The 15,580-nt window shown below is 58.7% G+C and carries 12 protein-coding genes; 10 read left to right on the top strand and 2 right to left on the bottom strand.

Features of this window, described 5'->3' with window-relative positions; translation table 11 throughout:
- Nucleotides 1-43 precede the first annotated feature (43 nt).
- The 9 genes from ACX3P5_RS21985 to ACX3P5_RS21945 all read left to right on the top strand — a co-directional run bounded on the left by ACX3P5_RS21985 (nucleotide 44) and on the right by ACX3P5_RS21945 (nucleotide 10,663).
- Nucleotides 44-1,279 carry an MdfA family multidrug efflux MFS transporter gene (locus ACX3P5_RS21985; RefSeq protein WP_458969394.1) on the top strand — a complete coding sequence of 412 codons (1,236 nt, stop codon included), beginning with the start codon at nucleotides 44-46 and terminating at the stop codon, nucleotides 1,277-1,279.
- Nucleotides 1,280-1,451: 172 nt separating this feature from the next.
- The gene (locus ACX3P5_RS21980) at nucleotides 1,452-3,086 is read left to right on the top strand and encodes a TIGR04028 family ABC transporter substrate-binding protein (RefSeq protein WP_458969393.1); all 1,635 of its coding nucleotides are present in this window, start codon (nucleotides 1,452-1,454) and stop codon (nucleotides 3,084-3,086) included.
- 13 nt (nucleotides 3,087-3,099) lie between these two features.
- On the top strand, nucleotides 3,100-4,041 hold the full coding sequence (locus ACX3P5_RS21975) for an ABC transporter permease (RefSeq protein ID WP_233988775.1): 942 nt from the start codon (nucleotides 3,100-3,102) through the stop codon (nucleotides 4,039-4,041).
- Entirely contained in the window at nucleotides 4,038-4,889 is an 852-nt protein-coding gene (locus ACX3P5_RS21970) for an ABC transporter permease (RefSeq protein ID WP_336756148.1), read from the top strand. The genes ACX3P5_RS21975 and ACX3P5_RS21970 overlap by 4 nt, the downstream gene beginning before the upstream one ends.
- Nucleotides 4,886-6,520, top strand: coding sequence for a dipeptide ABC transporter ATP-binding protein (locus tag ACX3P5_RS21965; protein ID WP_458969392.1), 1,635 nt, complete (start codon nucleotides 4,886-4,888; stop codon nucleotides 6,518-6,520). The genes ACX3P5_RS21970 and ACX3P5_RS21965 overlap by 4 nt, the downstream gene beginning before the upstream one ends.
- Nucleotides 6,517-7,521: a putative FMN-dependent luciferase-like monooxygenase gene (locus ACX3P5_RS21960; RefSeq protein ID WP_336756145.1), complete on the top strand. Its 1,005-nt coding sequence runs from the start codon at nucleotides 6,517-6,519 to the stop codon at nucleotides 7,519-7,521. Before ACX3P5_RS21965 ends, ACX3P5_RS21960 begins: the two co-directional genes overlap by 4 nt.
- A 12-nt stretch (nucleotides 7,522-7,533) precedes the next feature.
- Nucleotides 7,534-8,655, top strand: a complete 1,122-nt coding sequence (locus ACX3P5_RS21955; RefSeq protein ID WP_233988779.1) for an alkylhydroperoxidase domain protein — start codon at nucleotides 7,534-7,536, stop codon at nucleotides 8,653-8,655.
- A 2-nt stretch (nucleotides 8,656-8,657) separates the two neighbouring features.
- Complete coding sequence (locus ACX3P5_RS21950) at nucleotides 8,658-9,797, top strand: amidohydrolase (RefSeq protein ID WP_233988780.1); 1,140 nt, start codon at nucleotides 8,658-8,660, stop codon at nucleotides 9,795-9,797.
- A gap of 20 nt (nucleotides 9,798-9,817) precedes the next feature.
- Nucleotides 9,818-10,663, top strand: coding sequence for a VOC family protein (locus ACX3P5_RS21945; RefSeq protein WP_458969391.1), 846 nt, complete (start codon nucleotides 9,818-9,820; stop codon nucleotides 10,661-10,663).
- A 438-nt stretch (nucleotides 10,664-11,101) separates the two neighbouring features.
- On the opposite strand, the gene fhuE is transcribed toward ACX3P5_RS21945, so the two are convergent.
- On the bottom strand, nucleotides 11,102-13,318 hold the full coding sequence (gene fhuE / locus ACX3P5_RS21940) for a ferric-rhodotorulic acid/ferric-coprogen receptor FhuE (RefSeq protein WP_458969390.1): 2,217 nt from the start codon (nucleotides 13,316-13,318) through the stop codon (nucleotides 11,102-11,104).
- 461 nt (nucleotides 13,319-13,779) lie between these two features.
- On the opposite strand from fhuE, the gene pagP reads away from it, so the two are divergent.
- Nucleotides 13,780-14,352 (top strand): lipid IV(A) palmitoyltransferase PagP, encoded by a 573-nt coding sequence (gene pagP / locus ACX3P5_RS21935; protein ID WP_233988250.1) that lies wholly within the window; start codon nucleotides 13,780-13,782, stop codon nucleotides 14,350-14,352.
- A gap of 17 nt (nucleotides 14,353-14,369) precedes the next feature.
- Here pagP and ACX3P5_RS21930 read toward each other — a convergent pair whose 3' ends face one another.
- Entirely contained in the window at nucleotides 14,370-15,470 is a 1,101-nt protein-coding gene (locus tag ACX3P5_RS21930; protein WP_458969480.1) for a tyrosine-type recombinase/integrase, read from the bottom strand.
- Nucleotides 15,471-15,580: the final 110 nt, after the last annotated feature.

Below are 15,580 nucleotides of genomic sequence, written 5' to 3'. Positions count from 1 at the left end.
TCATTTTTTTATCAGCAATGTTCATTTCAGGACGCTTTCCGTTATGGCTTTATTACCCTCGGTTTCTCTCCGGATGCGCCGCCATCTTATCTTTCCGCTGTCGCTGGTGTTGTTTGAATTTGCCACCTATATCGCCCATGACATGATCCAGCCGGGGATGCTGCTGGTGACCCAGGAGTTTGGGGTCGGCCCGCAATGGGTCTCCGCCTCGCTCACCGCCTACCTCATCGGCGGCATGACGCTGCAGTGGTTGCTGGGTCCCCTTTCCGACCGCTTCGGACGGCGTCCGGTGATGCTCAGCGGGGCGGCCTTTTTTATGCTCACCTGCCTGGCAACCCACTGGGTAGAGAGCATTGAGCAGTTTGTCCTGCTGCGTTTTCTGCAGGGCTTCAGCCTCTGTTTTATTGGCGCGGTGGGTTACGCCGCCGTGCAGGAAGCCTTCAGCGAAGCGGTCAGCGTGAAGATCATGGCGTTAATGGCGAATGTGGCGCTGCTGGCACCGCTGGCGGGTCCCCTGGCGGGCGCCGCGTTTCTGTCAGTGGGTGACTGGCGCGCGCTGTTCGGGGTATTTGCCGCCCTGACCGCGCTGGCGCTGGCAGGCCTGTGGTATGCCATGCCGGAAACTTCAGATAAGCCGGCAGCGCCGCTGTCGCTGGCGTCGATCGGCAAAGGCTACCTTGCGCTGTTACGGGATCGTCAGGTGATGCGCGGCTCGCTGGCAATTGGTCTGGTCAGCCTGCCCTGTCTGGCGTGGGTGGCGCTGTCGCCGGTGATTTTGATTCATGATGCCGGACTGAGCCGGTTCGACTATGCCCTGCTGCAACTGCCAGTTTTCGCGACGATGATTGCCGGAAATCTGACGCTGAGCCGCCTCACCAGCCGCCTGCCGATTGCGCAACCGTTGCGACTGGGTGCCTGGCCAGTGGTCGGTGGGCTGGCAATTGCCCTGTTTGCCAGCCTGATTAGCCCGCAGAGTTATGGCTGGCTGACGGCCGGGCTCAGCCTTTACGGCTTCGGCACCGGGCTGGTCAGCGCCGGGCTCTACCGCTTGGCGCTCTTTTCCAGCCACGCCGGAAAAGGCAGCGTGGCGGCTATGCTGGGGATGGTGAGTATCCTGGTGATTGCGCTGGGAATAGAAGCGGCGAAAACTGCCTGGTTCAGCAGCGGCAGCCGGGGTTTCAGTCTGGTGAACCTTAGCTGTGGCCTGCTGTGGCTGGGGCTGTTGTCCGGTTTTTTACGTGAAAATCAGCGCCGCCAGGCGCTGATGAGTGCGGAGTAACCCTCGTCCTGCCCGCGCGCCGGGCGGGCGTTCATCCTGCTGAGCCTGCTGCCCGCTGTCGGGTATTTATTTTTTTCAGATAAGCTTGGACCAATTCATTAGTTCATCTGCGTGTGGCGCCATTCGATGATGATTCCGTCTGTTGAGATAATTGATAACAAAGGAATTCATCATGAAGACGTTTTTTCACCGTGCGCCACCTTTACGTGCGCTGGTTTTGACTTTACTTGCCGGGAGTATTGCCGTAAACGCCGTGGCCGCACCGGTCAAAGGCGGAACGCTGATTTATCTGGAGCAGCAGGCACATACTAATCTCTATCCGCCGGCCGGCGGCTTTTATCCTAATGGCGGTATTCTGAATCAGATTACCGACAAGCTAACCTGGCAGAACCCCGAAACCCTGCAGGTGGAACCCTGGATTGCCGAGAGCTGGACCACCAACGCCGATAAAACGCAGTACACCTTTAAACTCCGTCCCGGCGTGACCTTCTCCGATGGCACACCGTTAGATGCCAATGCGGTGGCGAAAAACTTCGATACCTACGGGCTGGGAAACAAAGCCCTGCGGCTGCCGGCGTCAGAGGTGATCAATAATTATGATCACAGCGAGGTCATCGATCCGCTGACGGTGAAATTCTATTTTAAAAAGCCGTCACCGGGATTCCTGCAGGGCACGGCGACTATCGGCTCCGGGCTGGTTTCACTCAGCACGCTGGCGCGCAGCTTCGATCAGCTGGGTGATGCCCGCCATATCATTGGTTCGGGTCCCTTCGTGGTCAGCGATGAGAAGCTGGGGCGCGAAGTCGATCTGGTGGCGCGTAAAGATTACCAGTGGGGACCGAAAAGCAGCCCGCAACAGGGCCCGGCCAATCTGGACGGCATTAAAGTACTGGTTACCCCGGAAGATAGCGTGCGCATCGGCGCGCTGCTGGCCGGTCAGGCCGATCTGATCCGTCAGGTACAGGCCTATGATGAGAAACAGGCCAGCGAGCAGAAGTTCCCGATCTATGCGGCGCCGACCCGTGGCGTCAACGACAGCCTGAGCTTCCGTCCGGACAATCCGCTGGTGAGCGATATCCGCGTCCGTCAGGCGTTGCTGCATGCCACCAACGCGAAACAGGTGGTGGATACGCTGTTCTCACCCAATTACCCGCAGGCTAGGTCGGTCGTGGCCTCTACGGCGGCCGGTTACGTCGATCTGTCAGACAAACTGACCTTTGACCAGGCGAAAGCCAAAGCGCTGCTGGATCAGGCGGGCTGGCAGCCGGGTGCCGATGGTATTCGGCAGAAAGCGGGTCAGCGGCTGGCGCTGACCGTATATGAATCGTTACCGCAGCCACAGAACAAAGAGGTGCTGCAGCTGGTGGCGCAGCAGTGGCGTCAGGTGGGCGTTGCCCTGACGGTGAAAGCCGGCGATGCCGGCAGTAAAACGCTGGACAATCTCGATCCCCTCAAAACCCCGCTTAACGTCACCGAAGTGGGCCGCGCCGATCCGGATGTGATCAAGAGCAGTTTCTATCCCGCTAACCGCGACAACCTGCTGCAAAAAGGCGGCTCCAGCGACAAGGTGAAAAACTTCCGCGACGATCGGCTTAATCAGCTGCTGGTGGCTATCTCAGCCGAGGTCGATCCGGCTAAACGGCTGCAGCTGACTGGCGACGTGCAGCGTTATCTGCTCGATCAGGCCTACGTTATCCCGATCTTCGAAGAGCCGCAGGTCTTTGCCGGTGCGCCCTGGCTGAAAGGGGTGAAGTTTGAAGCGGTAGGCCGTCCGGCGCTGTATGGCGCCTGGCTGGAAAAACATTAAACCGGAGTCTGTGATGCGCCATTACTTGTTGCATCGGGCTGGGCTGGGGCTGCTGGTTCTGTGGGCCGCATTCAGCCTCTCTTTCGTGCTGTTGCAGGTGCTGCCCGGCGATGCAGTGCTGATTAAGTTTCAGAATCCCGATCTCGGCCTCAGTCCGCAGCAGATTGCAGAGATGCGTCAGGCTTATGGCGCTGACAATCCGCTGTGGCAGCAATATCTGCATACGCTGGCCGCCATGCTGCACGGTGACTTTGGTTATTCGGTTCAGGCTGGCGTGCCGGTGAGCCAGCTGATCATCAGTAACCTGCCGGGCACCCTGCGCCTGGCGCTGTGCGGATTTTTGCTGGCCGCGCTGCTGGCGTTTGCGCTGGCCGCGCTCTGCCGCCTGCCCGCGCTACGCAGCCTGCGCAATCTGCTGCAATCGCTGCCGGCACTGTTTATCTCGGTTCCCACCTTCTGGCTGGGGATCGCCTTAATACAGCTGTTCTCATTCCAGCTGCGCTGGATACCGGTGATCAATCCCTCGCCGTGGCAGGGACTGATTCTGCCGATTATCACCGTGGCCATCCCGATCTCCGCGCCGCTGGCGCAGATTCTGCTGCGCAGTATTGATGAGGTTTCAACCCGTCCGTTTGTGGCGGTGGCACGGGCCAAAGGCGCCAGCGAAAGCGACGTGCTGTGGCGGCACGTATTGCGCAACGCTCTGCTGCCGGTGCTGACCGTGGCGGGCCTGCTGCTGGGTGAACTGATCGCCGGGGCGCTGATTACCGAGACGGTATTTGGTCTGGGCGGGCTCGGCCAGCTGACCCAGCAGGCGGTTAACAATCAGGATGTCGCGGTGCTGCAGGCGGTGGTAGTGATTTCGGCGCTGGGCTTTGTGGTGATTAACCTGGCGGTGGATTTGCTGATGCCGCTGCTCGACCCGCGCTTACAACTGTTAAAGGGGACACCATGAGTCTGGTTGATTATGCCGCGGCGCGGCTTCCGGCACGGTCCGGAAAAAGCCGCTCTCCCCTGCAGCCTGGTTTGTGGCTGGCAGGTCTGGTGATGCTGCTGGCTTTGCTGGCGGCGCTGTTTCCTGGCCTGTTTACCGATGCCAGTCCGGTCGAGGGCATCGCTGGCGCGCAACGGCTGGCACCGCAGGCGGGCCACTGGCTCGGTACCGACCAGCTGGGACGTGACCTGTTTGCCCGCATCGTTTACGGCGCGTCGCACTCGCTCTCCGCAGCGTTTATCGCGGTCACCATCGGGCTGGTGGCGGGTACCGCCCTGGGCTTGATCGCCGGTGCCACCGGCGGCAAAACGGAATCGGTGCTGATGCGTGCCGTTGATGTGCTGCTGGCGATTCCGGCGCTGTTACTCTCGCTGAGCCTGTTAATTCTGCTCGGTTTCGGCACGCTGAACGCGGCGCTGGCCGTGGGGATTGCGTCGATCGCCAGTTTCGCCCGGCTGGCGCGCGCTGAAGTGGTGCGCATTCGTCACAGTGAATATATCGAAGCCGCGTATGGCAGCGGCGGCCGTTTTTTCACCGTGCTGTGGCGTCACATTCTGCCGAATGCGCTGAGCCCGGTCATCGCCTATGCCGCATTACAGTTTGGTCAGGCGATTCTGGCACTCTCGACCCTGAGCTTCCTCGGTTACGGCACGCCGCCGCCGATTCCGGAGTGGGGATTGCTGATTGCCGAAGGCCGTAATTATCTGGCCACCGCCTGGTGGCTGACCACCTTTCCTGGCGTGGTGGTGGTAGCGGTGGTACTCGCCGCGAACCGCATCAGTCAACAGCTTGCAGGAGGACGCCGATGAGCAGGCAACCGTTACTGGCGGTCGATCAGCTGACGCTGAGTTATCGCAGCGGCAATCTATGGCAACCGGTGGTGCATAACGTCAGTTTTGAAATTAACCCCGGAGAGATGGTAGCGCTGGTGGGCGAATCGGGTTCCGGCAAAACCACTACCGCTCAGGCAATTATCGGCCTGATGGCGGACAATGCCCGGCGCGACCACGGCGAAATCCGGCTTAACGGCGTGGATATCAGTCAGTGGTCGCAAAAACGTTACGATTCGCTGCGTGGTGCCCGCATCAGTCTGGTGCCTCAGGACCCCGGTAATTCACTCAATCCGGTGAAGACCATCGGTGAGCAGGTGGCTGAGATCCTGCGGCTGCATCTGAAAATCGGCGCGGCGCAACGTCAGCAACGGGTGATTGAGTTGCTGACACGCGTCGGACTGAGCCATCCGGAGCAGCGTGTTCACCAGTATCCGCATCACCTGTCAGGAGGCATGAAGCAGCGGGTACTGATCGCCATTGCGCTGGCGCTGCAACCCGAACTGATCATTGCGGATGAGCCGACCAGCGCGCTGGATGTGACCGTTCAGAAGCGCATTCTCGATCTGCTGGATCAGTTGCGGCGTGAGTCGGGCACCGCGGTGCTGTTTGTGACCCACGATCTGGCGCTGGCGGCCCAGCGGGCTGACCGCATTATGGTGTTCCGCCACGGTGAAATTCAGGAATCCGCGCCGGCAGCCAGACTGATCGACGCCCCGGCGCATCCTTATACCCGCCAGTTGCTGCATGACGCGGCCCCGCAGCGGCGAACCCGCACGCCGCCACAACGTTCCTCTTTTGCTGCCCCTGCTATTCAGGCCACCGCGATCGCCAAAAGTTTTGCGCTCGGTAAACAGCAGCGGTTACAGGCACTGGATCAGGTCAGCTTTCAGGTGGCTCGCGGCACAACTCATGCGCTGGTCGGTGAATCCGGTTCGGGCAAAACCACGCTGGCGCGCATCGTGATGGGATTTGAAACGGCAGACAGCGGCACGGTTTCGCTGGATGGGCGGATCGTCAGCGGACTGCGCGGCGAAGCGCTGCGCCAGCTGCGGCGTAAAATCCAGTTCGTCTATCAGAATCCCTTTGCTTCGCTCGATCCGCGTCAGACGCTGTATGAGATCATCGAGGAGCCGTTACGTAATTTTGAACGTCTGAGCCGGGAAGTACGACGGCAGCGGGTTGAAGCGGTGACCACCCGAGTGGCGCTGCCGCTGGCGATGTTAACGCGTCGGCCACACCAGCTTTCTGGTGGTCAGCGTCAACGGATCGCGCTGGCGCGTGCGCTGATCACCGAGCCGGATATTCTGGTACTGGATGAAGCGACTTCCGCGCTTGATGTCACCGTGCAGGCGCAGATCCTTGATCTGCTACAGCAACTCCAGGCAGAGTCCGGGCTCACCTATCTGTTCATCACCCATGATTTAGCCACGGTGCGGCAGATCGCTGACAGCGTGACGGTGTTGAAAGCGGGAGAAGTGGCTGAGCAAGGTGACGTTGTCACAATATTTTCTGCGCCCCGCCATCCTTACACACGCGAACTGATCGCCGCCATTCCGCCCCTTATTCCCCTGAACACGCTTTCCCAGAAAACTAAGGAGTCAGCATGACCCGTCGCCTCGGCTTTTTTACCCGACTGCTGGATAAGGTGCCGGCCGGACAGCGTTACCGGCTGGCAACCGAACAGATTCAGCACGCGGAGCGATGTGGCTTTGATAATGCCTGGGTCGCGCAGCACCATTTTCATCAGGATGAGGGCGGCCTGCCTTCACCGCTGCTGTTTCTGGCGCACGTTGCCGCGCTCACCCGTCGCATCCGGCTCGGTACGGCCATTATCACCCTGCCGATGGAGAATGCGCTGCGGGTAGCGGAAGATGCCGCCGTGCTGGATCAGCTGGCGGAAGGACGGCTGGAGATCGGGCTGGGATCGGGTGGCACGCCCTCTTCGTTTCAGTCATTTGGTCAGCGTTTTGAGGCACGCGGCACGGTGTTTGCTGAACATCTGCATACGCTGCTCAGCGCCTGGCGTGGTGACTCGCTCGGTCATCCGGATAACCATCTCTATCCGGCTGCGGCGCAACTGGCCAATCGCGTCTGGATCGCCACCTTTTCGGTGGAAGGTGCCGTGCGTGCCGCCCAGGGCGGCCACGGTCTGATGCTCTCCCGCACCCAGCCGCGTCCGGCCGATCAACCGGCGTTGCCGCTTGATGCCTTGCAGAATCCGCTGATCGACGCCTATCTGGCTGCGCTACCGGCGGGCGTAACGCCCCGCATTCTCGCCTCACGGACCGCTTTTGTTGCCGACTCGACCGCCTATGCGCGCCAGATTGCTGAGCCGGGCATTCGCCAGCAGGCGCAACAGTATCAGGCTGCCGGACATCGGTTACGTGGCGAACGGTTTGACGATCTGCTGGCGCAGTTTGATGCGCACGTAGGTGACGTTGCTGCGGTGCAACAGTCGCTGGCGCAGGACAGCACGCTGTCGCGCGTTACTGATATCTCTTTCCAGGTGCACTCCGTTGAGCCGTCGCACGCGGACACGCTGCGCTCGATCGAACTGATTGCCGACCATCTTGCGCCAGCGCTTCGTGCGGCTGGCGAATCTCGCTAACAGGAGCACGTTATGACTCAACCTGACGATCTGCTAAACGCACTGGCCGATATCGATCCCGATTCTGATCTGGCCCGCGCGCGCCAGGTCCGCCACGCTGCGACCCAACATACCCAGGGCAGTTATGCGCTGCTCTTCAGCCAGCAGGATGAGGACTTTCCGCTGCCTGACCGGCTGACACTTGCCGCGCAGCTGGCGGAATGGCACGCCCAGCCAGGCTTACAGGCGCACTATTTACAACAGCGATCATTGCAGCCGGATCGGCCAGCTGGCGGTGCATCTGAGCGCGATCGGGCCGCCGACGCGTTTGCCCATCGCCTGACCTTTGAACCGGTCAGCGCGGCACCGGCACACATTGCCGAGTTGCAGCAGGCGGGCTGGAGTCCGCGCGGTATTGTCACGCTGGCGCAGCTGGTGGCGTTTATCAGTTTCCAGAGCCGGTTGCTGGCGGGTCTGCGGGCCTTGCAGGGCGATGCAGCTCAGGGTGAAACCGCATCGGTGGTGGCCGGACACTGGCACGACGCGCCGCTCACCGCCAGCGGCAACACGGCCGTCACCGCCTTTACCCAGCGAGAACTGGGCTGGGAGCCCTGGCTGGCGGCGAAACCGCTGGCGGAGTTTAGTGCGGATGAGCAGGCCACACTGGCTAAGTTTGGTCATAGCGACTCCGATTATTTCCGCCTGCTGGCGCGCAACCTGCCGCTGCTGGAACAGCGCACCCTGACCGATAAAGGCATTTTTTACACCGCGGGCGGCCTGCCTCGTGCAGAGCGTGAACTGGCGGCAACGGTGGTGAGTAAGGTTAACGGCTGTATCTATTGCGCTTCGGTCCATGCGCGCAAAGCCAGTCAGCTGTCAAAGCAGGATGAGGCGATTCAGAAGCTGCTGAACGTGGCGCCGGGGACGGTGTTATCTCACGGACAAAGCCCGCGCTGGCAGGCGCTGATCGCTTTTTCAGCGGCGTTATCCGTTACGCCTTCTCAGCTGACGCAACAGCATATTGATGCGCTGCTGGAACAGGGGCTGGACACGCTGGCCCTGCTCGATCTGATTCAGTCGACCGCCTTTTTTGCCTGGGCGAATCGGCTGATGCTGACGCTGGGTGAACCTTTTCTGCCGCAACAACAGGGATAATCATGACATTGCTTTCAACTGACCAACTGGTGCAGTGGCGTCGCGAACTGCATCAGCATCCGGAATTATCCAGTCACGAATTTGCCACCACCGAACGTATCACCCGCTGGCTGGGCCAGGCGGGCATCCGTCTGCTGCCGCTGGGACTGAAAACCGGCGTCGTGGCGGAATTGGGCGACGGACCGGCGCTGATCGCGCTGCGGGCCGATATCGATGCGCTGCCGATTGAAGAAGCCACTGACCGCCCGTGGCGTTCACAGCAACCGGGCGTGATGCACGCCTGCGGACACGATCTGCATACCTCGGTGATGCTGGGCGTCGCCCTGCAACTGAAACAGCGTGAAGCTACGTTGCCTGGCCGGGTGAGGATTCTGTTTCAGCCCGCAGAAGAGACTTTTACCGGCGCGCGTCAGCTGATCGACGCCGGTGCGCTGGAGGGCGTGCAGGCGATTTTTGGTCTGCACAATGCGCCGGATCTGCCGCTGGGTACGCTGCAGACCCGGCCGGGCGCGTTCTACGCCAACGTAGATCGCTTTGTGATCCGGGTTAAAGGCAAAGGCGCACACGCCGCGCGGCCCCAGGAAGGCATCGATTCTATTGTGATTGCCAGCCACATCGTCACCGCTTTGCAGACGCTACCGAGCCGGGTGTTCAGTTCGCTGGAAACGGTCGTGGTAAGCGTGACGCGCTTTACCGCCGGTAACACCTGGAATGTTCTGCCAGAGAGCGTGGAGCTGGAGGGCACGGTACGGACCCATAATGGTGAGATACGGGCGCAGATCCCGCACCGGATGACCGCGCTGATTCAGGGGATCGCCGCCGGCTTTGGTGCCACCGCCGAACTGGAGTGGATTGAGGGGCCGCCTGCGTTAATCAATACGCCAGCCTGGGCCGATGTGGCGCTGGAACTGGCGCAGGAAACGGGCTATCTGGCCCAGCGGGCTGCAGCGCCACAAATGGGTGGCGAAGATTTTGCCTTCTATCTTCAACAGGTGCCCGGCGCCTTTGTCAGCATCGGTAGCGCCAGCAAATTTGGTCTGCATCATGCGGGCTTCGATCCCGATGAAGCGCTGATCGAACCCGCGGTGAATTACTTCACTCACCTCGCCCCCCGCGCTCTGCAGATTGTGGCGGCGCAATGACCAAAAGAAGGAATCTGCTTATGTCTGTGCCTGTGCCGCAACCGATTCTCGATCATGCCGTGATTAATGTTGCCGATCAGCTTGATGCCGCCCAGGCGCTGTTCCGGCGGCTCGGTTTTCAGCTGACCGAACGCGGCCATCATTCGCTGGGTTCCAGCAATCATCTGGCGGTGTTCGGCGAAAATTACCTCGAACTGCTGGGCTATGAGTCGGGCAATGCCGGTCGGCGCGCCGATCTCTGGCAATCGCCGCCCGGCCTGAGCGGCCTGGTCTGGAAGAGCAGCGATGCGGAAAGTGAATATCAGCATCTGCAGCGTCAGGATCTGGATGGCGATCCCCCTGGCAGCTTTCACCGGCCGGTTACGCTGCCCGATGGGTCGGTGAGTGAAGCGCGTTTTCGCACCGTGCGTCTGCGTCCCTCTTTAATTCCCAACGGGCGCAGCTTTTTTTGTCAGCATCTGACGCCGGAGGCTGTCTGGCAACCGGCATGGCAGTTGCATCCGAATGGCGTTCGCAATATCAGTGAGTTTGTGATTGTGGCGCAGGACCCGGCTTTATCGGCGCAGGTTTATAGCCATCTGTTTGGCAGCGCAAAAATCATCGCCTGCCCGGAAGGCGCATTTGTGCTGCGTGCTGGTGCCGCCACGGTGCGTTTTGCTTCGGCAGCCTATGCGCAGCAGCGATTTGGTCCGCTGCCGGAAGATTACGATGGCAGCGCGCGGATGGTGGCGCTGGGTTTTGTCACCGACGATCTGAACCGGGTAAAAACGGCGCTGCAGACGGGAGACGTCAGGTTTGAACAACAATCAGCGGCGATTCTGGTTGCAGCGGGACAGGGTTTTCATCTGGCTTTACGCTTTACCTGAGGGTGACAACGGCCAGATCACCAAAAAACGCCTCTGCAGAGTCATGCTCGTCAGTTAAGCGACAGGTGATAACGCAGGCTGGTGCCGCTCAGGGGCTGGCGGTCCTCGCGCCGCTGCGCGGTTCCTTCACGTCATTCCTCTGCCTGACGGACCGGCGGGGATGGCACATCCTGTGCCGCCCCGCCTTTCGCCCGCGTCCTGCGGGCTCTCCTGGCCGACTCATTCTGTTCAGCGCTGCGGATTGCCTGCCCCTGATCGACCCCAGCCTGCTCTGAAACTTCAGTGCGTGCTGTTAAAAAGGGCGCTCCGGCCCGCATTGCGGCATGCTCACCCAGTAAAAAGGCTGCCATGTTTGACCGTGACAGCCTTTGCACATTTAAACTTCACTGACGAGCACTACCTCTGCAGAGGCGTTTTTTCCTTCATCAATAAAGAGAATCAGAAGGTGTAGCTGGCGGTAACCGAGACGTTACGCGGTTCGCCATAAACCACGGAGCTGGCGACGTTGGTGTCATACTCTTTATCGAACAGGTTATTCAGGTTGCCCTGCAGCGTCAGGTTTTTGTTGACCTGATAGCGGGCAAACAGATCAACCAGCGCGTAGCTTCCCTGGCGGGCGCGCCAGGTACCGTTGCCTTCCGGCGCACCGACATCATTCCAGACGTGGGTTTGCCAGTTCACCCCGCCGCCCAGCGTCAGCTGTTGCAGCGCAGGCAGGCGATAGCTGGTGAACAGGTTAAAGCTGGTCTGCGGCAGTTGCGGGTTGAAAGTGCTGCCGTCACGGTTTTCCGCAATGTAACGCGTGCCGCCAAACGTCATCTGCCAGTAATCGGTTAATGCACCGTTAACTTCAAACTCAACGCCACGGCTGACCACGCCTTTACGGCCAATGTAGGCCACGTCACCGGAACCTTTTACCGTCTGGGTGGTGGCTTCGCCCACGTTATCCAGTTCGGTGCGGAACACCGACAGTGAGGTCGTAAAACGGCTGTTCATCCAGTCCGACTTCAGACCCGCCTCGTAGTTCTTACCGATCACCGGTGCCAGATACGATCCGTTGACGTCGCGATAATCCTGCGGCTGGAACACCGAGGTGTAGCTGGCATAAGCGGACCAGTTTTCTGCGAAGTCATAGATCAGCCCGCCGTAAGGGGTAGTGTTATTCTTCTCCAGCTCGCCAGTCAGCGTTTCGCGGTTCCAGTTGGTGTAACGGGCACCCACGATCAAGTGCAGCGGATCGGCAAGTGAGATGCGGGTTGCCATATAAGTCGATTTCTGACGAACCAGCTGCGTGTCATTGGCAGGCAGCCGCGGCGTCCAGTCAGACTCAGGATACTGGCCGTTGAAATCATTGAAATTCCCCAGCGACTCAGAAGAGATATTTTCGAAGGTGCTGAAATATTTGTTGTCCTGACGGCTGTAGTTCACGCCGACCATCAGTTCATGCTGGCGGCCAAACAGCTCATAAGGACCGCTGGCAAAGGCATCAACAGCATCAACTTTGCGTTTGCCGGTGTTGTAACCGGTTCCGCCCACCACCGGGTAATTCGCGTAGGAGGAGTATCCGACGCCGGTGTTCTTATCGAAGAATCCATCCAGATAGAGCTGTTTACTGTCCAGTCGCATCTCGTTGTGCACACCGTTCAGCGTGATGTTCCAGCCGTTGTCGAAGTCCTGTTTCAGGTTAACAAAGAGTTTGCGGTTCTCTTTGTCGTTATAGGCCCAGTCCGGCGCGGTATTGTAACCACGACGGCTATGAATCTGGCTGCCGTCGGTGTACCAGCGAGGCGCTCCGCCCCACATGGTGGCGTCCGTATTCACCTGGCTGAACTCATAGCCCACGGACAGCGTAGTGGAGTCGGTCAGATCGGCATCAACCACGCCATAAACAAACTGTTTTTTCGCGCCGTAACGCTCAATGAAACTGTTGTTATCCTGCCAGCCAGCAATCAGACGGCCACGCACGTTGCCGGATTCGCTCAGCGGCGCGGAAAGGTCAGTGACATAACGCTGTTTGTTCCAGCTGCCGTAGCTGGCGGAGACGGTGCCGCCAAACTCTTTGCTGTCGGCGTGCTTACGCACCATATTGATTGCCGCTGAAGGATTGCCCGGCCCGGTCAGCAGGCCGGTTGCACCCCGCACCACCTCGACCCGCTCATAGAGCGCCATATCGGTTTGCGCGTCGCCCAGGTTCCAGCGTGAGGCGAACGCAGTCGGAATGCCGTCCACCATGTAGTTATCGATCATGAAACCACGGGCATAGTAGTTGGTGCGATCCATGTCACCACTGATTCCGCGGATACCGGTGGTGTTAGAGAGCACATCATTCAGCGACTGAAGCTGTTGATCTTCCATTCGCTGCTTACTGACAATGCTGACTGACTGCGGCACATCGCGAACGGTACCGAGCATTTTAGTGCCGGCACGGGTGACCGGGACGCTGTAATCGGTGGCCGGCGAGCTGTCTGTTGCGCCGTCTGCCGCGGCTGTGGCGCTGACCGTCATAGTCTGACTGTCAGTGGCGGCCGGTGTGGCTGTTTCAGCGGCGTAAGCACTTGTTTGCGCCAGCGAGGTGGCGATCATCGCGGCCAGTAGTGAGATGCGCAGCGGGGCTGAGGTGCCCGCTTCCCTGGCGTGCTGAACTTGAAAAGACATCGTTAATTCCTCAAATTTATTATGTTTTTTGCTGCCACTGTTCACGACCATGCTTCCTGCGGGCATCTGTGCCCTGCTTATGGTTTGAGGAACCAGAAACCTTTCCCTGAGCGCCTGAGCGCCTGAGCGCGGGTGTGATGTTGTATTTAAAACAAATGAGAAATATACGCATTGCGATTATCATTGCAAGATTTTGTTAGCAAATGATGCGAATTTATTCAGTAATCCGTGAGAATGCAGATTGAATTGCGGCGGGATCATTGCAGGGTATGAAAATAAAAAACCGGCTTAATTATTTCAGGGCGCAGAACGACATTTATTCCGGGCGAGTGTCATTTGGGAGCGAAATTGGCGCGCTGATATCTTTTCATTGACCTGAGGTTGTCGTTTTTTATGCCAGAATGCCCGGCATTACGCTTTAGTTTGGCTTTTTCACAACACCAGATTCACAGGATACTGCTATGCGGTTATTTAAAAAACCGGGCGCATTGTTGGTTATTTTAAGTCTTTGCAGCGCTGGTTCAGTTCATGCCGGGACTATTTCGCAAAACCTCAGTGCAGGCTGGGACAATTTCAGTAATAAGGTCTCGACCACCTGGCAACAGCCCGATGGCACCGACTTCTATCTGCCCGCTATCACCTGGCACAACCGGGCAACCTACGATCGCGAACATATTGAAAAATATAATGAAAGACCGTGGGGTGCAGGCGGTGGGATTTCCCGTTACGACGAAAAAGGTAACTGGAATGGCCTCTATGTGATGGCATTTAAAGACTCCTATAATAAATGGGAACCCTTTGGTGGCTATGGCTGGGTAGCGACGTGGCGACCCCTTGCGAACGATAAATTTCACTGGGGTGCCGGTTATACCGCCGGCGTTACGGCCAGGCATAACTGGAAATATATTCCGGTGCCGGCAATCCTGCCGCTGGCGTCAGTCGGATACGGCAAGCTGGATTTTCAGATGACCTATATTCCCGGCACGCATAATAACGGAAACGTCTATTTTGCCTGGTTGCGTTATCATTTCTGACAGCCGTAACGGGATATTTAGCGCGACATCGCCATAACAGAGATCTCATTCAGGTTCAGCGTTTCGCCATCAAAGCGGTGACGTAAATCGGCATAACTTTCGCATCCAATGATCTGTTCAACCGCAGCGGAATAAGCATCCATTGCGCTGCGCATCTGTGTCAGGTAGTCGTGCGTATCATAGACACGGTCGATGCCTTCCAGTGCATGATTCATAATTTTCCTGGCGACATCGTTAGGGGTGTCCAGCGCGGAAAGTTTGGAGCGGGCCGTCCGGCGTAAATCGCGCGGCGTAAAAGGCTCCAGCCCCAATCCACGCGGGGCGCGGATCATACGGCGTAAGGCCTGATTCAGCGCCCCTTTCGACAGGGGAAGTTGAGGATCGCGCGGTGCCGGAACCAGCCAGGGCGAATCGCGATCGGCCGCCTGCATCAGCGCATCAATGCACATCCGCATCAGCGGTGAAATCGGCAGAATATGTTCGCGCTGAGATTTATTACGGGTGCCCTGCTTCCACAGGCCGAGCGCCAGATCAAATTCTGCTTTCTGCGCCTGTACAATTTCATCTGGCCGACGCGCGCTGACCAGACACAACCGCAGCGCCCAGCGTGCCTGCTCCGATAACGCCCAGTTATCCAGTCCATGCCAGAACACCCAGATTTCCGCATCCGTCAGCTGACGACTGCGCGGTGGCGTCGCGCGTCCGGCGACATCACGCTTTTTCATCGAGGCGATCGGGGAGTGATCAAGATAGCCCTGCATCTCTGCCCAGGCGAGGAACTGCTTGGTCAACGCAAATACCCGTCGCGCCTCCTCTTTCTTGCCGTCAGCGATCAGAATGTTATAGAGACGGTTGAGTCGTAAACGGGTGATCGATTTAAGCGGTTGCGATCCAATATTCGGCAGAACATGTTTCAGCAGTGAAGAGACGGCAATTTCCGGGCGGCGGCGGCTGATCAGCAGGGATAATTTGACCCAGACCTTCATCACCTGCTCAACTGAGCCTTCATCACCAAAATTATCCAGTTCACCTAATGAGGCTGTTCTCACCTGAGCAAGCCAGATCAGTACATGGCGGCCGACATGAGGTGAACGTAATTCTGTTAGCGTCACAATGATCCTTTTACTGTTCCGTGCAGGCTGCGAAGTCACACAGTTTAGCGTCAGATCATTTATGACTCCAGACCTAATAAGTCTGGAGTCACAATGACGCGTTCTGATGAATTCTG

The sequence above is a fragment of the Pantoea sp. S-LA4 genome (genome assembly GCF_054482835.1).
The sequence above is the reverse complement of the archived record's forward strand: the minus strand, read 5'-3'. Positions and strand labels throughout refer to the sequence as shown.